Genomic DNA, 20526 nt, shown 5'->3' on the forward strand with positions numbered 1-20526 from the left:
CTTTCACTACTCAATTAGTGAAAGGGTGGTTGTACGAGTGGTCGAGTACCGCATCGACCGGCGCTCCGGCGTCGCCACCTACGTCCAGATCGTCCAGCAGACCAAGCAGGCCCTCCGGCTGGGCCTGCTGGAACCCGGAGACCGGCTGCCCACCGCACGCGAGGTGGTCGAGGCCACCGCCATCAACCCCAACACGGTCCTGAAGGCCTACCGCGAACTGGAGCGCGAGGGCCTGGTCGAGGCCCGCCGGGGCCTGGGCACCTTCGTGCGCCGGACGCTCGGCGCACAGCCCGCCGACTCGCCCCTGCGGGCCGAACTGGAGTCCTGGGCACGGCGCGCCCGGGCCGCCGGACTGGACCGCGAGGACGTCGACGCCCTGTTCGGCTCGGTCCTCGACCAGCACTTCCCCAAACCCGACGAGCTCTTCCCTGAGGGGGACCAGTGAGTTCCACGAGCACCACCCCGGCCGTCGCCCTGGAGGCGACCGGGCTCGGCAAGCGGTACGGCAGGAAGGCCGCCCCGGCCCTGGACGACTGCTCCTTCCGGCTGCCCGCGGGCCGCATCAGCGCACTGGTCGGCCCCAACGGCGCGGGCAAGTCGACCCTGCTGGCCCTGGCCGCCGGGCTGCTGCACCCCACCGCGGGCACACTCCGCGTCCTCGGCGCGGCACCGGGCGAACTCCGTGACCGCGTTGCCTACCTCGGCCAGAACAAGCCGCTGTACCCGCAGCTGACCATCGCGGACACCCTGCGCATGGGCGCCGAGCTGAACCCGTCCCGCTGGGACGCGGCGTACGCCGCCCGCATCGTCGAGGAGGGCGCGCTGCACCCCGGTCAGAAGATCCGCGGGCTCTCCGGCGGCCAGCGCACCCGCGTCGCCCTCGCCCTCGCGCTCGGCAAGCGCCCCGCCCTGATGCTGCTCGACGAGCCGATGGCCGACCTCGACCCGCTCGCCCGCCACGACCTCATGGGCACGCTGATGGCGGACGCCGCCGAACACGGCACCACCGTCCTGATGTCCTCGCACATCGTCAGCGAACTCGCCGACGTCTGCGACCACCTGCTGCTCCTGGGCGGCGGCCGGATACGGCTCGGCGGCGGCATCGACGACCTGCTCGCCGCGCACACCCTGGTCACCGGCCGCGGCACGGCCGCCGACCTCGCCCCGCACACGGTCGTCGAGTCCCGCCCCGCGGGCCGCGGCCTGACCGCACTCATCCGCCGCGAAGGCCCGGTCGACCCCGCCTGGCAGACCGAGGAACCGTCCCTGGAGGAACTCCTGCTCGCCCATCTGCGCTCCCCCGACGCCCCGGCCCTGCTCACACCGGCCACCACCACGGCACCCCTGGCGGTGCAGGCATGAGCACCGCCACCCTCACCGCCCCCGCCCCGTCCCGCCGTGCGTCCCTCCGGCCCCGCGGTCTGCTCTGGTCGGTGCTGCGCCTGCACCGGACCGCCCTGTGGGTCTGGCTCGCCTTCGTCGTCGCCACCGCCGGCCTCCTGCTGTGGCTGACCGGTCCCGCCGCCCACGACGCCCAGCACCAACTCGAGACGTTCGGCTACGCCGGGGTCCTGAAGGCGGCCTCGTCCTCGGCGACGTTCCTGTCCTTCACCTCGGGCGCCTACAACGACCTCTTCTACGACCCCGACACCCTGATCACCCTCGGCGGCTTCGCCGTGGCCCTGTTCGCGGCCGGGCCGCTCATCGGCCGCGAACTGGAGAACGGCACCGCACAGCTCGCCTGGACGCAGTCCGTCTCCCCCGCCCGCTGGCTCGCCGCCAAACTCGCCGTGCCCGCCTGCTTCCTCGTCCTCGGCAACGGCCTGCTGGCCGCGCTCTACCGGCACCTGTGGAACACCCACAGCAATCTGCTGGTGGCCGGCATCGACCCCCGCTCCCTCTATTTCTCCCTCGGCCCGGCCACGGTCGTAGCGCCGCTGCTGGGCCTGGCCCTCGGCGCGCTCATCGGCCTCGCGGTGCGCCGCACACTGCCCGCGCTCGCCCTCAGCGGGTTCGCGTACTTCCTCATCTACGCCTTCCGCGGCAACCACTGGCCCTTCCAGGGCCGCTACACGGCGCCGGACCCGACCTCCCGCAGCTGGGCGATCGACACCTCCGGCGCCACGGTCCCCGACCCGAACTGCTACACCGACCGCGGCTGCCTGGCCGAGCACCACATCGCCCGCTTCGCCCGTGAGTACCTCCCCTCCCCCGACTACTGGCCGCGCCAGCTCCTGGAGACCGGCGTCCTGCTGGCCCTGACCGCACTCGCGGCCACCGCCGCCTTCGCGGTGGTACGCCGCCGCGCCACCTGACCGACCCGGTCCCGCCCCGTCCCTCCCCGGCCTTCCGCATAGGGGAGGGACGGCCGTACTCTCCAAAGCCGGCGCACACGGACCCCCCGGGAGCCGCCCCCAGATATCCCGCACGCCATGTCGCCGTAACCAACGGTTCAGACGGACTTGCGACGCTCGGCCAATGACGCCCTCCGTGCCGAAGCCTTCGCCGCCCTCCGAGGGGCCCGCGGGGAACGGGGACGCCCTCCGCGCCGCTCGCTCCGGGAACGCACTGCCTTCCGCGGTTTCCGACGCGCCCGTATCGCCGCGGTCGCGGAAGAATGGGTTCATGAGTCAGCAAGAAGCCCAGGCACAGGCACACCCGTCCACCGCCACCGCCCTCGGTGGCGGAACCGCGGGCCGCGGCAATGATTCACACGCGCAGCCCTCCGTCGGCTCCATCGCCGCGCACCGCCCGCACACGGTGGCCGCCGCGGTGTCCGACCTGGAACCCGACATCGACGCCGACCTCGACGCGTACGAGGAGTCGCCGTACGACGGGCCCCAGCTGCCGCAGGGCCGTTTCCTCGACCGGGAGCGCAGCTGGCTCGCGTTCAACGAACGGGTCCTGGAACTCGCCGAGGACCCGAACACGCCCCTGCTGGAGCGGGCCAACTTCCTCGCGATCTTCGCCAGCAACCTGGACGAGTTCTTCATGGTCCGCGTGGCCGGTCTGAAGCGCCGCATAGCCACCGGCGTGGCCACCCGCTCGGCGTCCGGCCTGCAGCCGCGCGAGGTGCTGGAGATGATCTGGGCCCGCTCGCGCGAGCTCATGGCCCGGCACGCCGCCTGCTACCACGAGGACGTCGCCCCCGCCCTCGCGGAGGAGGGCATCCACCTGGTCCGCTGGGGCGAGCTGACGGAGAAGGAACAGGCGCGCCTGTTCACGCTCTTCCGGCACCAGATCTTCCCCGTCCTCACTCCGCTCGCGGTCGACCCCGCGCACCCCTTCCCGTACATCTCCGGCCTGTCGCTGAACCTGGCCGTGGTGGTGCGCAACCCGGTCAGCGGCCACCGGCACTTCGCCCGCGTGAAGGTGCCGCCGCTGCTGTCCCGCTTCCTGGAGAGCTCCCCCGGCCGCTACGTCCCCATCGAGGACGTCATCGCGGCCCACCTGGAGGAGCTGTTCCCGGGCATGGAGGTCCTGGAGCACCACGCCTTCCGGCTCACCCGCAACGAGGACCTGGAGGTCGAGGAGGACGACGCCGAGAACCTGCTCCAGGCCCTGGAGAAGGAGCTCATGCGGCGCCGCTTCGGGCCGCCGGTGCGCCTGGAGGTCGAGGAGTCCATCGACCGCGAGGTGCTGGACCTGCTGGTGCGCGAGCTGAAGATCTCCGAGGCCGAGGTGTACCCGCTGCCCGGCCCGCTGGACCTCACGGGCCTGTTCCGCATCGCCTCCCTCGACCGGCCCGAGCTGAAATACAAGAAGTTCATCGCCGGCGTCCACCGCGACCTGGCCGAGGTCGAGTCGGCGTCCGCACCCGACATCTTCGCGGCGCTGCGCAGCCGGGACGTCCTGCTGCACCACCCCTACGACTCCTTCTCCACCTCCGTGCAGGCGTTCCTGGAGCAGGCGGCCAACGACCCGGACGTCCTCGCCATCAAGCAGACCCTGTACCGCACCTCCGGCGACTCCCCGATAGTCGACGCGCTCATCGACGCCGCCGAGGCCGGCAAGCAGGTCCTCGTCCTGGTCGAGATCAAGGCCCGGTTCGACGAGCACGCCAACATCAAGTGGGCGCGCAAGCTGGAGGAGGCCGGCTGCCACGTCGTCTACGGCCTGGTCGGCCTCAAGACGCACTGCAAGCTCTCCCTGGTGGTCCGTCAGGAGGGCGACACGCTACGGCGCTACAGCCACGTCGGCACCGGCAACTACCACCCGAAGACGGCCCGCCTCTACGAGGACCTGGGCCTGCTGACGGCCGACCCGCAGGTCGGCGCCGACCTCTCCGACCTCTTCAACCGGCTGTCCGGATACTCGCGCCGGGAGACCTACCGCCGACTCCTGGTCGCCCCCAAGTCCCTGCGCGACGGCCTGATCTCACGGATCAACAAGGAGGCCCAGCACCACCGCGCGGGCCGCCCGGCCTTCATCCGCATCAAGGTCAACTCGATGGTCGACGAGGCCGTCGTCGACGCGCTCTACCGGGCCTCGCAGGCGGGCGTCCCGGTCGACATCTGGGTGCGCGGGATCTGTGCGATCCGCCCGGGCGTCGCGGGCCTGTCGGAGAACATCCGGGTCCGCTCGATCCTCGGCCGCTTCCTCGAACACTCCCGGGTCTTCGCCTTCGGCAACGGCGGCGAGCCCGAGGTGTGGATCGGCAGCGCCGACATGATGCACCGCAACCTCGACCGACGGATCGAGGCCCTGGTCAGGGTTACCGACCCGGCCCACCGCGCAGCCCTGAACCGGCTGCTGGAGACGGGCATGTCCGACACCACCTCCTCCTGGCACCTCGGCCCGGACGGCGACTGGGTCCGGCACGCCACGGACGCGGACGGCCAGCCCCTGCGGAATGTCCAGGAGATGCTCATAGACGCCCGGAGGCGCCGGCGTGGCACAGCAACACCTTGACCCGACGGACCCCACGGCCACGCCCGTGACCGGGGAGGCCCTCGCGGGTTACCTTCGGGCCCAGGCCACGGAGTTCCTGCGCGCCCTGCGGCAGCACCGGGAGACCGGCGCCACCGCCCAGGGCGGCACGGAGGACTCCGTCGACGCGGCGCGCGCCCTGCGCCGCTCGGTCCGTCGCATCAGCGGCAGCCTGCACACCTTCCGTCCCCTGCTGGAGACGGACTGGTCGGAAGGCCTGCGGCCCGAACTGGCCTGGCTGTCGGGGACGTTGTCGATGGAGCACGCCTACGAGGCCCGCCTCGAGCGGCTGCTGCTGGCGCTGCACCGGCTGTCGGGGGCCTCGGGGCTCCCGGCGCAGACGGCCGCCGCCTCCGCGTCACCCGCCACCGTCGTGAGCGGACGTACCGCCGGACTGGACACCGCCCCGCTGAAAGCCGCACATGGCACCTCCGGCCCCGCCGACACGGACCGCGGCAATCTGACCGTCGGCGCGGCCAAGGCGGGCGCCCTGCTGGAGCGTCAGCTCACGCTCGCCCGGACCCGCGCCCACAGCACCGCCCTGCAGGCCCTCGGTTCGAGCCGCTTCCACGCCGTCGCCGACAAGATCGCCGTCCTGGCCAGCGAGGTCCCGCTGACCGCCGCCGCGCCCACGACCGACCTGCGCCCACTGGCCGCGGCCGCCGAGGAACGGCTGACCGACGCCGTGGCCGCGCTGCCCCTGGTCACCGCGGGCAGCCCGTACAACGCGGAGGCCCTCGTCCACGGCCTCTCCCCGGACCCAGCGCCGCACCCCCAGGACGCCCCCTGGCACCAGGTCCGGCTGCTGCTGCGCCTGCACCGCTACGCCCGCGAGGCGCTGCACGGCACGGGCGGCCCGGGCGGCCCGGTCGACGTGCGCCTGCTGACCGCGGGTCAGGCCCTCGACCGCCACCGCGACGCCTCGGAGGCCGCGGCGGCAGCCGCCGCCTCGGCCCGCACCCCCCGCATCGCCCCGGCCACCGCGTATGCGCTCGGGGTGCTCCACGCCGACCAGCGGCACGAAGTGGAGGCCGCCCGCTTCGCCTTCCAGCAGTGCTGGCAGAAGCAGACGGTGCGCACGTCCTGACGATGTGAACCCTGTCGAAGGAGGCGGTGAGCCGGTGACCCATACCGACGACACCCTCATCCGGGCCGCCGGCTGCGTCCTGTGGCGCCACTCCCCGGTCGACGGCGAGCTGGAGGTCTGCCTGGTCCACCGGCCGAAGTACGACGACTGGTCCCATCCCAAGGGCAAGTTGAAGCGCGCCGAGGACCCGCTCGCGGGCGCGTTGCGCGAGGTCGAGGAGGAGACGGGGTACACCGCCGCCCCCGGGGTCGAGCTGCCGACCGTGCGCTACATGGTCAACGGCCGCCCCAAGCAGGTGCGTTACTGGGCGGCCGAGGCCCGCGAGGGCCACTTCACGCCGAACGACGAGGTGGACCGCATCCTGTGGCTCTCCCCCGCCGCGGCCCGCAGCCGGCTGACCCAGTTCCGCGACCGCGCCCTGATCGACGAGCTGCTGCCGCTCTAGGACCCGTCCAGGCCGTCCGCCGTCGCCGCGTGCCCCGCGGCGTCCGTCCTGGCCTGGCTGCGGGCCCTGCGGGCCGGACCGCGCCAGCCGCAGCTGCATCGTGCGATGCAGAACGGGCCCTGTTCGACGGTCGTCGTGCGATGTTCCTGCTGCGCCACGCCGACAACGTTACCGAGCCCGGGTAAAGGGTTCCTCTGCGCGTGACGGCCCACTCCACCCGTCGTTAAGCGAACCGAAGGGGACCCGTGACGGACGGACCGGCTGGGGGCAGCGATGGCTCAGAGGCAGCACAGGGGCAGGACCGTCGCGGCAGGACTGATGGTCTGCGTCTGTCTGGGCACCGGCGGCTGCTCGCGCACCGGGTCCGCCGCCGAGGACGCCCGCGCCGCCGATCCGGTCGAGACCCTGCACCGGGCCGCCGCCGCCCTCGTGGACGCGGGCACCTCGAAGGCGAGCACGTCGATGGAGATGGCCGCGGGCGGCACCCGCGTCACCATCCGCGGCGAGGGCGACTACGACTACCGCAGACGGATCGGCCGGCTGCGCGTGCAGCTCCCGCAGACCCCGGCCGGCACCGCCGAGCACCGCCCGATCACCGAACTCCTCGCGCCCGGCGCCCTGTTCATGAAGAACCGGGGCGCCGGAGTCCCCGCCGACAAGTGGGTCCGGGTCGACACGGCCGCCCTCTCCGACGGCAATCTGGTCACCGGCGGCGCCACCGACCCGTACACGGCGGCGGAGCTGCTGCTCGGCACGCGGACCGCGGACTATCTGGGCCGAACCAGGCTCGCGGGCGTCGAGGTGCGGCACTACCGCGGCACCGTGGATCTCGCCGCCGCGGCCAAGGCGGCCTCGAAGGGTGTGCGGGAACCGCTGGCCGCGGCGGCGAAAGGGTTCGCCAAGGGCGAGGTGCCGTTCGACGCCTACCTCGACGACCAGGGCCGTATCCGCAAGATCAGACACCGGTTCAGCTTCGTCAACGACCGGGAGAAGGGCACCGTCGCGGTCGCCTCGACGACCCTGCTGTACGGCTTCGGCACCCGGGTCGACGTAAGGTTGCCGGCGTCCGAGGACATCTACGCAGGCAAGATCGCCGAGTAGGGGACCGTCCTCGCGCATGACCGACGGGCGTCAAGAACTAGCCCGTCCGTGCCATGCGCGGTGCGTAGGCCGCTCCCTACTCTAGGAAGTCGGTAACGGCAGAGATGAGGTGATGCACGTGGCTCCGGTCGGCGGTACGGCAGTTCAGGACCACGTGGCCCTCGCCGAGATCGAGCTGTGCGGAGAACTGATCATCGCGGCCTCGGCCGCGGAGGAGCGGCTCAGCCTGGAGAGCATCGACGAGGTGCTGAAAGTGGCCGAAGAACGTGCCCGCGCAGGGGACGCGGACGCCTGAGCCCCACCTGCCGGAAGGCGCGGCCGGGCCCCTGCCCGCCGCGCCCCGGTTCAGGTCCGCAGCAGCCGGCCGATCGCCTTCGTGGCCTCCTCGACCTTCGCGTCGATCTCCTCGCCGCCCTTGACGGCCGCGTCGGCGACGCAGTGCCGCAGGTGCTCCTCCAGGAGCTGCAGCGCGAAGGACTGCAGGGCCTTGGTGGAGGCGGACACCTGGGTGAGTATGTCGATGCAGTAGATGTCCTCGTCGACCATCCGCTGCAGCCCGCGGATCTGGCCCTCGATGCGGCGCAGCCGCTTGAGGTGCTCGTCCTTCTGCTTGTGGTACCCGTGTGTCACGTTCTGTGTGCTGTTGTCGGAGGGCGCCGTCGCGCCGGCCTCGGTGGTCGTCATCGCGTCCTCCCACAAGACGTGCGGACATATACCCCAGGTGGGTATATGGTATCGAACTTTGCTGGGTATAGGGCCCTTGGCCGACGCCGCGACCGAAGCCTCGTACCGCCCCCGTGCCGAGCACTCTGCCCGATGGGCGACACTGGGGGACGGCCCATTAGCCGTGGCCGGATGATGCGCCTAGCATCAGCCTGACCGAAACCGAAGCACCTAGAGGACCCCACGTGCGCTTTCGTCTGACCCCCAGGGAGACGAGCTTCTACGACATGTTCGCCGCATCCGCGGACAACATCGTCACGGGCTCGAAGCTCCTGATGGAACTGCTCGGGGCGGACACACCTGCCCGGGCCGAGATCGCAGAGCGTATGCGGGCCGCGGAACACGCAGGTGACGACGCCACGCATGCGATCTTCCACCAGCTGAACTCCTCGTTCATCACGCCGTTCGACCGCGAGGACATCTACACCCTCGCCTCGTCCCTCGACGACATCATGGACTTCATGGAGGAGGCCGTCGACCTGGTCGTCCTCTACAACGTCGAGGAGCTCCCCAAGGGCGTGGAGCAGCAGATCGAGGTCCTGGCGCGGGCGGCCGAGCTGACGGCCGAGGCCATGCCGAACCTGCGCACCATGGACAACCTGACCGAGTACTGGATCGAGGTCAACCGCCTCGAGAACCAGGCCGACCAGATCCACCGCAAGCTGCTCGCCCACCTCTTCAACGGCAAGTACGACGCCATCGAGGTGCTCAAGCTCAAGCAGATCGTGGACGTGCTCGAAGAAGCCGCGGACGCGTTCGAGCACGTGGCGAACACGGTGGAGACCATCGCCGTCAAGGAGTCCTGAGGCGTCGATGGACACCTTCGCCCTGATCGTGACCGTCGCGGTCGCGCTCTTCTTCACCTACACCAACGGCTTCCACGACTCCGCGAACGCGATCGCGACATCCGTCTCGACCCGGGCACTGACCCCGCGGGCCGCGCTCGCGATGGCCGCCGTGATGAACCTCGCGGGTGCCTTCCTCGGCTCCGGGGTCGCCAAGACCGTCAGCGAGGGCCTGATCGAGACACCGCAGGGGTCCAAGGGGATGGGCATCCTCTTCGCGGCCCTGGTCGGCGCCATCGTCTGGAACCTGGTCACCTGGTACTTCGGCCTGCCCTCCTCGTCCTCCCACGCCCTGTTCGGCGGCATGGTGGGCGCGGCGCTCGCGGGCGGCACGGACGTCATCTGGCACGGGGTGATCGACAAGGTCGTCGTCCCGATGTTCATCTCGCCGGTCGTCGGCCTGCTCGTCGGTTATCTGGTCATGACGGCGATCATGTGGCTCTTCCGCCGGTCCAACCCGCACAAGGCCAAGCGCGGCTTCCGGATCGCCCAGACGGTCTCGGCCGCGGGCATGGCGCTCGGTCACGGTCTGCAGGACGCCCAGAAGACGATGGGCGTCGTGGTGATGGCCCTGGTGATCTCCGGCCACGAGACCTACGGCGACCCGATCCCGGTCTGGGTCAAGCTCGTCTGCGCGATCATGCTCTCCCTGGGCACGTACGCCGGTGGCTGGCGCATCATGCGCACCCTGGGCCGCAAGATCATCGAGCTGGACCCGCCGCAGGGCTTCGCCGCGGAGACGACCGGCGCGGCGATCATGTTCACCACGGCCTTCATCTTCAAGGCCCCGATCTCCACGACCCACGTCATCACCTCCGCCATCATGGGCGTCGGCGCCACCAAGCGCGTCAACGCGGTCCGCTGGGGCGTCGCCAAGAACATCGTCCTGGGCTGGTTCATCACCATGCCGGCGGCGGCCCTGGTCGCGGCGGCCTCGTACGGAATCGTGAACCTGCTGTTCCTGTAGCGCAGGAACCCTGAGAACGACGACGGGCCCGCCCCCGGGAGCCAGGGGCGGGCCCCTATCGTCCCCGCGGTGGCACCGCCATGCAGCACCGCGAGGGGTTCGTACCGGCCTGTTCTAGCCGAAGCGACCGGAGATGTAGTCCTCCGTCGCCTGGACCGACGGGTTGGAGAAGATGCGCTCCGTGTCGTCGATCTCGATCAGCTTGCCGGGCTGGCCGACGGCCGCCAGGTTGAAGAACGCCGTACGGTCCGAGACACGCGCGGCCTGCTGCATGTTGTGCGTCACGATGACGATCGTGAAGCGCTCCTTCAGCTCACCGATCAGGTCCTCGATGGCGAGGGTGGAGATCGGGTCGAGGGCGGAGCAGGGCTCGTCCATGAGCAGCACCTTCGGCTCGACCGCGATCGCGCGGGCGATGCACAGCCGCTGCTGCTGACCGCCGGACAGCCCGGAGCCGGGCTTGTTCAGCCGGTCCTTGACCTCGTTCCACAGGTTCGCGCCCTTGAGGGACTTCTCCACGATGTCGGCGAGCTCGCTCTTCTTGTAGCTGCCGTTCAGGCGCAGCCCGGCCGCCACGTTGTCGAAGATCGACATGGTGGGGAACGGGTTCGGGCGCTGGAACACCATGCCGATCTCGCGGCGCACCGACACCGGGTCGATCCCGGCGCCGTACAGGTCCTCGTCGTCCAGGAGCACCTTGCCCTCGACGCGGCCGCCGGGGGTGACCTCGTGCATACGGTTGAGCGTGCGCAGGAACGTCGACTTGCCGCAGCCGGAGGGGCCGATGAAGGCCGTCACCGTGCGGGGCTCCACGGTCATCGAGATGTCCTCGATCGCCTTGTGGGAGCCGTAGTAGGCGGTCAGTCCGCTGACGTCGATTCGCTTGGCCATGATTACGTCACTTCCAGATTTCTTCGGTCGCCGTTGGCCGCGTCAGCGACCGGTCTTCGGGGCCTTCCAGCGGGCGATCGCCCGGGCCACCAGGTTCAGGATCATCACGAAGGCGATCAGGGTGAGCGAGGCCGCCCACGCCCGGTCGTACGCCGCGTTCGCACCAGCGCTGTTCGCGTACTGCTGGTAGATGTACAGCGGCAGCGACTGCTGCGCGCCGTCGAACGGGTTGTTGTTGATGAACCGGTTGCCGAACACGAGCAGCAGCACCGGAGCGGTCTCGCCCGCGATACGGGCGACGGCCAGCATGATGCCGGTCGTGATGCCGCCGATCGACGTCGGCAGGACCACCTTGAGGATGGTGCGCCACTTCGGGACGCCGAGCGCGAGGGACGCCTCGCGCAGCTCGTTGGAGACGAGCTTGAGCATCTCCTCGGTGGAGCGGACCACGATCGGCATCATCAGGATGGCCAGGGCCAGCGAGCCCGCGAACCCGAACGGCTCCATGTCGAAGATCAGCATCAGCGACAGGATGAACAGACCCGCGACGATCGACGGGATGCCCGTCATGACGTCGACGAAGAAGGTGACCGAGCGGGCGAGGCCGCCGCGGCCGTACTCGACGAGGTAGATCGCCGTGAGCACACCGATCGGCGCGGCGATGATCGTGGCGAGTCCGACCTGTTCGAGGCTGCCGATGATGGCGTGGTAGATGCCACCGCCCGGCTGGGAGTCGGCGACGATGCCCATCGAGTGGGTCAGGAAGTAGACGTCGAGGACCTTCACACCGCGTGCGACGGTCGTCCAGATCAGGGAGACCAGCGGTACGACGGCGATCAGGAAGGCCGTCCAGACCAGTCCGGTCGCGATACGGTCCTTGGCCTGCCGGCTGCCCTCGACGGTCGCGGCGATGACGTAGGTGCTGACCAGGAAGAGCAGTGCGGCGATCAGGCCCCACTGGATCCTGCTGTCGAGACCGGCGGCCAGGCCGATGCCGACGGCGACGGCTACGGAACCGGCGGCGATCGCCCACGGCGACCACTTCGGCAGGACGGCGCCGCGCAGAGAGCTGGGGCGCTGTTCGGTGACGGCTGCTGAGTGGCTCATGCGTTGGCCCCCGAGTACTCCTTGCGGCGCGCGATGATCATGCGGGCGGCGCCGTTGACCAGCAGGGTGATGACGAACAGGACCAGACCGGAGGCGATCAGCGCGTCACGGCCGAACTCGTCCGCCTCGCCGAACTTGCTGGCGATGTTCTGGGCGAAGGTGCCACCGCCCGGGTTGAGCAGGCTGGCGTGGATCAGGAAGTCCGGGGAGAGCACGGTCGCGACGGCCATGGTCTCGCCGAGCGCACGGCCGAGGCCCAGCATCGAGGCGGAGATCACGCCGGAGCGGCCGAAGGGCAGGACGGCCATCCGGATGACCTCCCAGCGCGTGGCGCCGAGGGCCAGGGCCGCCTCCTCGATCATCTGCGGAGCCTGGCGGAAGACCTCGCGGCTCACGTTGGTGATGACCGGCAGGATCATGATCGCGAGCAGGATGCCGACGGTGAGCATCGAGCGCGGGGCGCCCTCTTCCCAGGAGAACAGGCCGGTCCAGGAGAAGTAGTCGTTCAGCCAGCCGAAGAGGCCGTTCATGTGCGGTACGAGGATCAGCGCGCCCCACAGGCCGTAGACGATGGACGGCACGGCGGCGAGCAGGTCGATCACGTACGCGATGGGGCCGGCCAGACGGCGCGGGGCGTAGTGCGTGAGGAACAGCGCGATGGCCACCGCGATCGGGACCGCGATGACCATGGCGATGATCGAGGAGATCACCGTGCCGTAGGCCAGTACCGCGATGCCGAAGGACGCCGGGTGGATGTTGGTGTTCCACTCGAAGGTGGTCAGGAAGTTGGTGTGGTCCTCGCTGATCGCGAGGTACGCGCGATAGGTGAGGAAGACCGCGATGGCGGCCATGATCACCAGCAGCAGGATGCCCGATCCGCGGGAGAGACCGAGGAAGATCCGGTCACCGGGCCGGGTGGCACCTCGCGCGGCGCGCTTCTGTTCGGTGGCGGAGGGCTGGGGTGCGGGAGGTGGGGTGTCGGCTATCTGCGTTGAGGATTCCATCGGGTTCTCCGGTCTGCGGAGCCGTGCGCGCGGCGCGGCTCTGCGAAGCCGTACGCGGCATACGGCTCATGGCGGCGGTGCACCGGACGGTGCGGTCCGGTCCCGGCGTCGAGATCCCGGGACCGGACCGCACACTCAAGTCAGCTCAGGCCCTCGATGGTGGTGCGGACCTTGGCGATGATGTCGGCGGGCATCGGGGCGTACTTCAGATCGGTGAGCATGCCCTGGCCGTCCTCGGAGGCGATGTAGCGCAGGAACGCCTTGGTCGCGGGGAGGGTGTCGGCCTTGTTGCCCTTGTCGCAGGCGATCTCGTAGGTGACCAGGGTGATCGGGTAGGCGCCGTCGGCCTTGGTGGCGTAGTTCAGCTCCAGGGACAGGTCCTTGCCCGTGCCCACGATCTTGGCGTCGGCGATCGCCTTGGAGGCGGCGTCGCTGCTCGGGGCCACCGGCGCGCTGGCGCCCGTGTTGATGCTGACGGCCTTCATGCCGTCGGCGACGTAGGAGAGCTCGAAGTAGCCGATGGCGCCGTTGGTCTGCTTGACCTGGGCGGCCACGCCCGAGGACTGCGCGGCGGACTGGCCGCCCTTGGCCTGCCAGGCCTTGCCGCCCGAGTACTTCCAGTCGGCCGGGTCGGTGGCCTTGAGGTACTTGGTGAAGTTGTCCGTGGTGCCGGACTCGTCCGAGCGGTGGAACGCCTGGATCTTGAGGTCGGGAAGCTTCGCGTCGGGGTTCAGCTTCTGGATCGCCGGGTCGTTCCACTTGGTGATCTTGCTGTCGAAGATCTGCGCAAGGGTCTTGGCGTCCAGGACCAGGTTGTCCACGCCGGAGAGGTTGTAGCCGACCGCGATCGGGCCACCGACCATCGGCAGGTCGATGCCCTGGCCGCCGCTGCAGACCTTCTTGGACGCGGTGACCTCTTCGGGCTTCAGCGCCGAGTCGGAGCCGGCGAAGGCCAGCTGACCCTGGGTGAAGGAGGTGACTCCCGCACCGGAACCGCCGGCCTTGTAGTTGATCTGCACACCGCACTGCTTGGAGAACTGCGCGACCCACGCGTCGATCGCGTTCTTCTGCGCGGACGAGCCGTCGGACAGCAGCTGGCCCTTGGCGTCGTCGCACTTGATCGAGCTGGCGGCGCCCGTGGCGGACGCGCTGCTGTCGCCGCCGTCGCTGGTGTCGTCCGAGCCGCACGCCGTGAGGACCAGGGCGCTCGACGCGGCGATGGCACCGAGGGCGATGGCCCGCCGATTCATGCGCTGAAGCTTCACTTGAAAGAGTTCCTTCCAGGAGCCGCCGTCCTGAATCGGCGGCGTGCGAAGTCGAAATACCATCGCGAGTCAGGGCTGCCTCCGTCGTAGGGCGACCCGCATCGCGTAAGGCCGAAATTAGGCAGAACAGGTGAAGCCGCCGATGGCCACAAATGAACGCAAGGTGAACCCCTGCAGACTTTGTGGTTAGGTCACGGAACGCTCACGAGGAGAGCACACTCGGATTCCGGTTCACGCTGACACAGGCGTGACACCTCCCCCTGGAACCCGTGGGGCCGGCGAGCCGTCTCGTTCCCCGAGAGCTATCGGGAGGCACAGCATGCATCGGCGTACGTTCATGGGCGGCGGCGCGGCCGTCATCGCCGCGGTCACCACGACCGCGTGCGAGGGCCGATCCGCCGACGCGGACGCGAGCAGTCCGGCGTCCTCCTCATCGTCCACCGGCACGTCGATCCGGTCCACCGGAGCCGTGGCCGCCCCCGCGAACTGGACCGCTCTCGCACACGACCTCGACGGCAGCCTCGTACGCCCGGGCGAGGCGAACTGGGCCGCGGCCCACCAGCTCTACAACACCCGTTTCGACAACCTGAAGCCGGCGGCCGTCGCCTACGTCGCCCACGCCGACGACATCCGTACGACCCTGGCGTACGCCCGCGCCCACCACCTCCAGGTCGCGATACGCAACGGCGGCCACTCCTACGCGGGCTGGTCCTCCGGCAACGGCAAGCTGATCGTCGACGTCTCGAAGCTGAAGCAGATACGGGTGAGCGGCGGCCAGGCCGTCGTCGGCGCCGGCGCCAAGCTGATCGACGTCTACCGGGGGCTCGCCGCGAAGGGCGTGACCATACCCGCGGGCTCCTGCCCCACCGTCGGCGTCTCCGGCCTCGTCCTGGGCGGCGGCCACGGCGTGGTCTCCCGGGCCTACGGCCTGACCTGCGACAGCCTCACCCAGGCCACGCTGATCACGGCGGACGGCAAGCAGGTCGTCGCCAACTCGACCGAGAACAAGGACCTGTTCTGGGCCCTGCGCGGCGCGGGCAACGGCAACTTCGGCGTCGTGACCGAGCTGCACTTCAAGACCCACCCGGCCCCGCAGGCGGTGACGGGCTATCTCACCTGGCCCTGGTCGAGGGCGGCCGCGGTGATCAGGGCCTGGCAGGAATGGGGCCCGACCCAGCCGGACGAGATCTGGTCCTCCCTGCACCTGGCGAACGCCGCCGGCGGCACCCCGACCATCTCCGTCGCCTGCTTCTCCATCGGCACCTACGGCGAGCTGAAGAACGCCGTGGACCGCCTCGCCGACAAGGTCGGCGCGAACGCCACCAGCGTCTCGCTGCGCCGCCGCGGCTACGAGGAGGCCATGGAGATCTACGCCGGCTGCTCCTCCTTCTCCTCCCAGGCGCAGTGCCACCTCCCCGGCACCACCCCGGGCCGCTCCGCGCAGGGCGCACTGCAACGCGAGACCTACGCGGCCCGCTCCGACTTCTTCGACCGCTCGATCTCCGCCACCGGCATCCAGACCCTGCTGAAGCAGATGAGCTCGGTGCGGGGCGGCTCCGGCAGCATCGCGCTGACCGCCCTCGGCGGCGCGATCAACCGCGTCTCCCCCACGGCCACGGCCTTCGTCCACCGCCGCTCCCGCATGCTGGCCCAGTACATCGCCTCCTGGCGCCCCACCACCTCAGGCACCACAGCCCAGTCCTGGCTCACCTCAGCCCACGACGCGATGAAGCCGTACGCCTCCGGCGCGGCCTACCAGAACTACACGGACCCGACGCTGAAGAACTGGCGCACGGCGTACTACGGGGACGCGTCCACCCGCCTGACAACGGTGAAGAAGCAGTACGACCCCACGGGCTTCTTCACCTACCCGCAGGCTCTATAGGGGCCCACTGCAGCTCTTTTGGGGGCGCGGGGAACTGCGCGACAAGCCACAACAATCCCGCAGCCGCCAAACAACCCCACCCACCCTGCTCAGGCGGCGAGATCCCGCTCCGCAGCCCCGGACGCCTCAGACCGCGCCCCAGGAATCACCGCATCCAACGCCGCCCCCGACCGAGACCGCAACAACCACCCACCAAGGGACGACCGCCCCACCGCACTCAGCAGGGGCGTCAGCAGCGCCATGGCGACCGGCGACAACAACAACGCCACCGCCGTACCCAGCGCAAACCCACCCACCACATCGGTCGGGTAGTGCACCCCCATGTAAACCCGGCAGAACCCTTCCAACAGCGCCAGCCCGATCCCGACGAGCCCCAGCTTCCGATTGGCGACGAACAAGCCGACCCCCAGAGCCATGGTGATCGTCGCGTGATCACTCACGAACGAGTAGTCGTTCTTGCCGGACACCAGGACCTCGAGCCCCTGATGAGCACGGAACGGCCGAGGACGTTCGACGAACCCCCTTATCGGCACGTTCACCAGGACCGCGAGCGCGGCAGCCAGCGGCGCCCACACCACGGCGGCCATGGACGAGGCGACGTCCGCGCCGCCCCGGCGCCGCAGGGACCACCAGCACCACACCACGAGCAGCACCATGGCGACCAGCAGCCCGTACTCCCCGACGAACTCCATGACCCGGTCGAACCAGTGCGGCGAGTCCTTGGCCAGGCCGTTGATGTCGTAGAGCAGGTCGACGTCGGGGTTCGACCCGGATGCGGCGAGTCCAGCCATGGTGCTGCGGCCCCTTCGTCGTCTGCTGTCGGGCGCGCTCACACACGCCTCCGTGGAACAGGAACGCACGGTCCCGCTTACTACGTTCCACACTCCATCGAATGATCACTCAGACGTTATCGAAGAGAGACTCATCCTTGCAGCTCAGGGGGTGGGTTCACGCTCAGCTCACACCGTCGTGGGCAACGCTTTCGCGCCATCTTCGGTGACCCTCGTGGCACCGAAGTACTCACCGGTGTCGATCGGGTCGAACCGGATCACGGCACCGGTCCGCGGCGCGTCGATCATGTATCCGCCGCCGACGTAGATCCCCACGTGGTGGATGGCCCGGGAGTCGGTGGGGTCCTTGGAGAAGAACACCAGGTCCCCGGGGAGCAGTTCGTTCCGCCTCGGGTGCGGTCCCGCGTTGTACTGGTCGTTGGCGACCCGCGGCAGCGTGATCCCCACGCTCTCGTACGCCGCCTTGGTCAGCCCCGAGCAGTCGAAGCGCCCGTTGTCCTGGGCCGTGCCGTCGCCGCCCCACAGATAGGGGGTGCCGAGCTTCTTCTGCGCGTAGTCGATGGCGCCCGCGGCCTGCTTGGAGGGATCGACCCTGGTGACGGGCGCGGCGAAGCTCTTCTCGAGCGTCGTGATCGTCTTGACGTAGTTCTGGGTCTCCTTGTACGGCGGCACGCCCCCGTACTTGATCACCGCGTACGACCCCGCGTTGTACGAGGCGAGCATGTTTTCGGTCAGATTCCCGGGTACGTCCTTCACGTACGAGGCGAGCTGGCAGTCGTACGACGCGGCGGACGGGATCGCGTCCTGCGGGTCCCAGACGTTCTTGACGCCGTCGCCGTTGCCGTCGATGCCGTGCGTGGCCCAGGTGCCCGGGATGAACTGCGCTATCCCCTCCGCGGCCGCCGCGCTCTTCGCGTTGGGGTTGAACCCGCTCTCCTGGTAGAGCTGGGCGGCGAGCAGCGCGGGGTTGATGGCCGGGCAGAGGTTGCCCCACTTCTGCACGACGGCCGAGTACGCCGCGGGCACCGACCCCTTGGCCAGCGACTTGGTCGCGCCGCCCACGCCGTTGACGAGGTTCCCGGCGACGATGTACACCCCGACGACCAGCAGCATCACGAAGGACAGCGCCGAGCCGACGGCCACGGTCGTCAGGACCCATGCCTTACGCACAGTCAACCGCCCCTCGCTGCCCGGGAGTCCGTTCGCCCACGTCAGTGTAGGGGCGGCTGCCGCGTTCCGGGGTGATCACACGGAAGGTGACAGTCCGTCAGCAGTGCGCGCCGGCAGCATTCCGGCCACGGTCTCCTACCGGTCCGCGGCGGCTTGTCGGTACAGCCCGGCCGCCTCCGACCCGAGCACCACGCTGTAGGAGACGTCGTCGGTGTTCCCGCCCTGTTCGTACCCGCCCAGGATGCCGACGACCTCCCGGTCCCCGTTGACCCAGGGGCTGCCGCTGGTCCCTCCGGAGAGGCCGGGGCACGCGATGCGCTGCTGGGTGCGGCTGTGCGGGGTCGGCTTGTTGGTGCAGCTGACGGGGGCCTCGCGGGAGTCGGGGTACCCGGTGACGGTGACGGCGGTGGCCCCGGTCGCCATGCCGGTCACGAAGCGGTTCGCGCCGACGACGTCCTCGACACCCTTGCCGCCCTGGTCGCCGACGACGGCGAACCCGACGTCACTGTCCTCGTCCTGCCCCGTGGAGTCCTGCCCCTTGGACCAGCCGTCGGCCAGGAACGTCCGCCGTATCTCCCATGTCCCGTACGGCGCACGCCCGTTGCGGTACCCGGGCACGAACACGTAGTCGCCGTCCCCGTCCAGGCAGTGGGCCGCGCTGACGACGAGGTCCCGGTGCGGGCTGTGGACCACGGAGGCGGTGCAGAAGTGCCCCCCGGCGAGCGCGGACCCGCGGTCGGCGTCGAAGAGCGCCCCGACTCTCGCGTTCTGCATCCCCGCCGCCGCGACCACGGTGACCCCGAAGGGGCCCGGCCCGTCGTCGGCGGCCGCGAGCGAGGACGAGGTGACGGCCGACACCAGGAGCACGACCACGGCGTACACGGGGCCGCTGAACCGGCTGCCGACGCGTGAGGCGGCCACCACTCACTGCCCTCCGTCCCTCCGGGCCCCCGGGAACCACTTCCACCGTACTGTCGCCCCCCGCTCCCCGCCTCCCCTGCGACCACACCACCCACAGCCCCTCCCCCTGACCCGTGCGGGCCCCGTCACAGACACCCCGCGCCGACCGTCACAGACGTAGAGCAGCAGTCCCCGAGCAAGGAGCACGTGTCATGGCACCCCTCGTCTCCACCATCGACATCGCCCGTCCCCCCGACGAGGTCTTCGCCTACGTCACCGATCCGGCCCGCTTCGCCGAATGGCAGGGAGACGTGGTGCGGGTCCGGGCCGAGGACGGCGGCCCCGCCTCGACCGGCAAGGGCGACCGCTTCACCACGACCCGCAGGATCGGCCCGTCGGAGCGCACCTTCACGCAGGAGGTCACCGAGTGCCGGCCGCCGGGCAGTTGGTCCGCACGCGGCCTGGACGGCCCCCTGCGGCCCTCCATGGACATCACCGTCGAGCCGCTCGCCGGCGGCACCGCCTCCCGCGTCACCTTCGCCCTGGACTTCGACCCGCACGGCATCGGCGTCCCGCTCCTGCCACTGGTACGACGCCAGGCGGCGAAGGGAGCCCCGGTCAGCTACCGGAACCTGAAGCGCCGGCTGGAGGCCCTCACGGGCTGACTCTCCGTCACCGAGCGGGCCACGACGACCAGTCGTGGCCCGCTCGCACTGCGGGGATACTCTTCATACGGCAGGTTCCGCACCCAGGCCTCATTGCCCGGCGTAACCTGCCGTGATACACAGAGTGACCTAAGTGCTATTCGTACGAAACCCGCCAAGCAATGACGCCAAGTCGACATACGACGGCAGCATTGTCGGCGAGAATGAGCCTGACCTCTGCACGCCCGCAGAGGAACTGCGGAACTACCCACCAGGGGCGGTGACTTACATGCTCTTTGCGGCCGACAAGGGAGACATCAACACCATCATCGGCGGGATCGCTCCGGACTGGGGCCCCTTCGGCAGCCTGGGCAACGAGGCCAAGGTGATGATCGAGGTCGTGATGGCGGTCGCCATCCTGCTCTGCCTCGGCCTTGCCGTCTGGGGCGCCGCCAAGCAGCGCATCGGCGCGACGGCACTGCGCGACACCTTCAGCGCGGAACAGGGCAAAGGCCTCATCATCGCCGGCCTCACCGGCGTCTTCATCATCGGCTCCCTGGGCACGCTGTTCACCATCGTGTACGGCATGGCCGTCTAGCGTCCGTTCGCGGCAGGCGTCCTCCAGTCCGCTCCGGGCACGCCCGGCCCCCCTCCACCCCACCCGCCCGTCGCGCCCACCGGCTGAGGTTGCATTTCCCTGATGTCGAGTCACCACACCGCGCACGCGCGCGAACCAGCACGGCTACCGTCGTATGTCTACGAGGTGGAGAGG

The 20526-nt window shown here is 70.0% G+C and carries 22 protein-coding genes; 13 read left to right on the forward strand and 9 right to left on the reverse strand.

Annotated elements, in window-relative coordinates:
- The first annotated feature begins 37 nt into the window (after positions 1-37).
- The 6 genes from MQN93_RS17260 to MQN93_RS17285 all read left to right on the forward strand — a co-directional run bounded on the left by MQN93_RS17260 (position 38) and on the right by MQN93_RS17285 (position 6461).
- Complete coding sequence (locus MQN93_RS17260; protein WP_016436823.1) at positions 38-445, forward strand: GntR family transcriptional regulator; 408 nt, start codon at positions 38-40, stop codon at positions 443-445.
- Positions 442-1362 carry an ABC transporter ATP-binding protein gene (locus MQN93_RS17265; protein ID WP_242710143.1) on the forward strand — a complete coding sequence of 307 codons (921 nt, stop codon included), beginning with the start codon at positions 442-444 and terminating at the stop codon, positions 1360-1362. Before MQN93_RS17260 ends, MQN93_RS17265 begins: the two co-directional genes overlap by 4 nt.
- Positions 1359-2315, forward strand: a complete 957-nt coding sequence (locus MQN93_RS17270; protein WP_242710144.1) for an ABC-2 membrane transporter-related protein — start codon at positions 1359-1361, stop codon at positions 2313-2315. The genes MQN93_RS17265 and MQN93_RS17270 overlap by 4 nt, the downstream gene beginning before the upstream one ends.
- A 163-nt stretch (positions 2316-2478) precedes the next feature.
- On the forward strand, positions 2479-4911 hold the full coding sequence (locus MQN93_RS17275; protein ID WP_242710145.1) for an RNA degradosome polyphosphate kinase: 2433 nt from the start codon (positions 2479-2481) through the stop codon (positions 4909-4911).
- The gene (locus tag MQN93_RS17280; RefSeq protein WP_242710146.1) at positions 4892-6016 is read left to right on the forward strand and encodes a CHAD domain-containing protein; all 1125 of its coding nucleotides are present in this window, start codon (positions 4892-4894) and stop codon (positions 6014-6016) included. Before MQN93_RS17275 ends, MQN93_RS17280 begins: the two co-directional genes overlap by 20 nt.
- A gap of 34 nt (positions 6017-6050) precedes the next feature.
- Entirely contained in the window at positions 6051-6461 is a 411-nt protein-coding gene (locus tag MQN93_RS17285; RefSeq protein WP_016436828.1) for an NUDIX hydrolase, read from the forward strand.
- On the opposite strand, the gene MQN93_RS17290 is transcribed toward MQN93_RS17285, so the two are convergent.
- Positions 6458-6619, reverse strand: a complete 162-nt coding sequence (locus MQN93_RS17290) for a hypothetical protein (protein ID WP_199786598.1) — start codon at positions 6617-6619, stop codon at positions 6458-6460. The two genes, MQN93_RS17285 and MQN93_RS17290, sit on opposite strands and share 4 nt — an antisense overlap.
- A gap of 115 nt (positions 6620-6734) precedes the next feature.
- On the opposite strand from MQN93_RS17290, the gene MQN93_RS17295 reads away from it, so the two are divergent.
- Positions 6735-7562 (forward strand): SCO4651 family lipoprotein, encoded by an 828-nt coding sequence (locus tag MQN93_RS17295; protein ID WP_242710147.1) that lies wholly within the window; start codon positions 6735-6737, stop codon positions 7560-7562.
- Between the two features lie 112 nt (positions 7563-7674).
- Positions 7675-7857 (forward strand): hypothetical protein, encoded by a 183-nt coding sequence (locus MQN93_RS17300; RefSeq protein WP_016436830.1) that lies wholly within the window; start codon positions 7675-7677, stop codon positions 7855-7857.
- Positions 7858-7907: 50 nt separating this feature from the next.
- On the opposite strand, the gene MQN93_RS17305 is transcribed toward MQN93_RS17300, so the two are convergent.
- Entirely contained in the window at positions 7908-8246 is a 339-nt protein-coding gene (locus MQN93_RS17305) for a metal-sensitive transcriptional regulator (protein ID WP_016436831.1), read from the reverse strand.
- Between the two features lie 224 nt (positions 8247-8470).
- Between MQN93_RS17305 and MQN93_RS17310 the strand changes: the two genes are divergently transcribed.
- Positions 8471-9091 carry a DUF47 domain-containing protein gene (locus MQN93_RS17310; RefSeq protein WP_016436832.1) on the forward strand — a complete coding sequence of 207 codons (621 nt, stop codon included), beginning with the start codon at positions 8471-8473 and terminating at the stop codon, positions 9089-9091.
- A gap of 7 nt (positions 9092-9098) precedes the next feature.
- Entirely contained in the window at positions 9099-10097 is a 999-nt protein-coding gene (locus MQN93_RS17315; protein WP_016436833.1) for an inorganic phosphate transporter, read from the forward strand.
- A gap of 114 nt (positions 10098-10211) precedes the next feature.
- On the opposite strand, the gene pstB is transcribed toward MQN93_RS17315, so the two are convergent.
- The 4 genes from pstB to pstS all read right to left on the reverse strand — a co-directional run bounded on the left by pstB (position 10212) and on the right by pstS (position 14364).
- Positions 10212-10988 carry a phosphate ABC transporter ATP-binding protein PstB gene (gene pstB / locus MQN93_RS17320; RefSeq protein WP_016436834.1) on the reverse strand — a complete coding sequence of 259 codons (777 nt, stop codon included), beginning with the start codon at positions 10986-10988 and terminating at the stop codon, positions 10212-10214.
- 42 nt (positions 10989-11030) lie between these two features.
- Complete coding sequence (gene pstA / locus MQN93_RS17325; RefSeq protein ID WP_242710148.1) at positions 11031-12095, reverse strand: phosphate ABC transporter permease PstA; 1065 nt, start codon at positions 12093-12095, stop codon at positions 11031-11033.
- The gene (pstC, locus tag MQN93_RS17330; protein ID WP_016436836.1) at positions 12092-13099 is read right to left on the reverse strand and encodes a phosphate ABC transporter permease subunit PstC; all 1008 of its coding nucleotides are present in this window, start codon (positions 13097-13099) and stop codon (positions 12092-12094) included. The genes pstA and pstC overlap by 4 nt, the downstream gene beginning before the upstream one ends.
- A 140-nt stretch (positions 13100-13239) precedes the next feature.
- The gene (pstS, locus tag MQN93_RS17335; RefSeq protein WP_242710149.1) at positions 13240-14364 is read right to left on the reverse strand and encodes a phosphate ABC transporter substrate-binding protein PstS; all 1125 of its coding nucleotides are present in this window, start codon (positions 14362-14364) and stop codon (positions 13240-13242) included.
- Positions 14365-14683: 319 nt separating this feature from the next.
- Between pstS and MQN93_RS17340 the strand changes: the two genes are divergently transcribed.
- Positions 14684-16249, forward strand: a complete 1566-nt coding sequence (locus MQN93_RS17340) for an FAD-binding oxidoreductase (RefSeq protein ID WP_242710150.1) — start codon at positions 14684-14686, stop codon at positions 16247-16249.
- Between the two features lie 89 nt (positions 16250-16338).
- On the opposite strand, the gene MQN93_RS17345 is transcribed toward MQN93_RS17340, so the two are convergent.
- The 3 genes from MQN93_RS17345 to MQN93_RS17355 form a co-directional block, all read right to left on the reverse strand.
- Positions 16339-17040 (reverse strand): phosphatase PAP2 family protein, encoded by a 702-nt coding sequence (locus tag MQN93_RS17345; protein WP_242710151.1) that lies wholly within the window; start codon positions 17038-17040, stop codon positions 16339-16341.
- A gap of 168 nt (positions 17041-17208) precedes the next feature.
- Positions 17209-18216 (reverse strand): C40 family peptidase, encoded by a 1008-nt coding sequence (locus MQN93_RS17350; RefSeq protein ID WP_278190819.1) that lies wholly within the window; start codon positions 18214-18216, stop codon positions 17209-17211.
- A gap of 129 nt (positions 18217-18345) precedes the next feature.
- Positions 18346-19131: a trypsin-like serine peptidase gene (locus MQN93_RS17355; RefSeq protein ID WP_242710152.1), complete on the reverse strand. Its 786-nt coding sequence runs from the start codon at positions 19129-19131 to the stop codon at positions 18346-18348.
- Positions 19132-19322: 191 nt separating this feature from the next.
- Between MQN93_RS17355 and MQN93_RS17360 the strand changes: the two genes are divergently transcribed.
- Both MQN93_RS17360 and MQN93_RS17365 read left to right on the forward strand, forming a co-directional pair.
- Positions 19323-19775 carry an SRPBCC family protein gene (locus MQN93_RS17360; RefSeq protein ID WP_242710153.1) on the forward strand — a complete coding sequence of 151 codons (453 nt, stop codon included), beginning with the start codon at positions 19323-19325 and terminating at the stop codon, positions 19773-19775.
- A 268-nt stretch (positions 19776-20043) separates the two neighbouring features.
- Positions 20044-20352: a DUF8827 family protein gene (locus MQN93_RS17365; RefSeq protein WP_016436843.1), complete on the forward strand. Its 309-nt coding sequence runs from the start codon at positions 20044-20046 to the stop codon at positions 20350-20352.
- Positions 20353-20526: the final 174 nt, after the last annotated feature.

Source organism: Streptomyces spinosisporus, assembly GCF_022698145.1.
Classification (GTDB): Bacteria; Actinomycetota; Actinomycetes; order Streptomycetales; family Streptomycetaceae; genus Streptomyces; species Streptomyces spinosisporus.

Excerpts from the sequence above, each read along its gene's own strand:
- MQN93_RS17365 (WP_016436843.1), top strand. The coding sequence starts at position 20,044 with ATGCTCTTTGCGGCCGACAAGGGAGACATCAACACCATCATCGGCGGG.
- MQN93_RS17295 (WP_242710147.1), top strand. The coding sequence starts at position 6,735 with ATGGCTCAGAGGCAGCACAGGGGCAGGACCGTCGCGGCAGGACTGATG.
- MQN93_RS17345 (WP_242710151.1), bottom strand. The coding sequence starts at position 17,040 with ATGGCTGGACTCGCCGCATCCGGGTCGAACCCCGACGTCGACCTGCTC.
- pstA (WP_242710148.1), bottom strand. The coding sequence starts at position 12,095 with ATGAGCCACTCAGCAGCCGTCACCGAACAGCGCCCCAGCTCTCTGCGC.
- pstB (WP_016436834.1), bottom strand. The coding sequence starts at position 10,988 with ATGGCCAAGCGAATCGACGTCAGCGGACTGACCGCCTACTACGGCTCC.
- pstC (WP_016436836.1), bottom strand. The coding sequence starts at position 13,099 with ATGGAATCCTCAACGCAGATAGCCGACACCCCACCTCCCGCACCCCAG.
- MQN93_RS17300 (WP_016436830.1), top strand. The coding sequence starts at position 7,675 with ATGCACGTGGCTCCGGTCGGCGGTACGGCAGTTCAGGACCACGTGGCC.
- MQN93_RS17340 (WP_242710150.1), top strand. The coding sequence starts at position 14,684 with ATGCATCGGCGTACGTTCATGGGCGGCGGCGCGGCCGTCATCGCCGCG.
- MQN93_RS17305 (WP_016436831.1), bottom strand. The coding sequence starts at position 8,246 with ATGACGACCACCGAGGCCGGCGCGACGGCGCCCTCCGACAACAGCACA.
- MQN93_RS17315 (WP_016436833.1), top strand. The coding sequence starts at position 9,099 with ATGGACACCTTCGCCCTGATCGTGACCGTCGCGGTCGCGCTCTTCTTC.
- MQN93_RS17275 (WP_242710145.1), top strand. The coding sequence starts at position 2,479 with ATGACGCCCTCCGTGCCGAAGCCTTCGCCGCCCTCCGAGGGGCCCGCG.
- MQN93_RS17360 (WP_242710153.1), top strand. The coding sequence starts at position 19,323 with ATGGCACCCCTCGTCTCCACCATCGACATCGCCCGTCCCCCCGACGAG.
- MQN93_RS17270 (WP_242710144.1), top strand. The coding sequence starts at position 1,359 with ATGAGCACCGCCACCCTCACCGCCCCCGCCCCGTCCCGCCGTGCGTCC.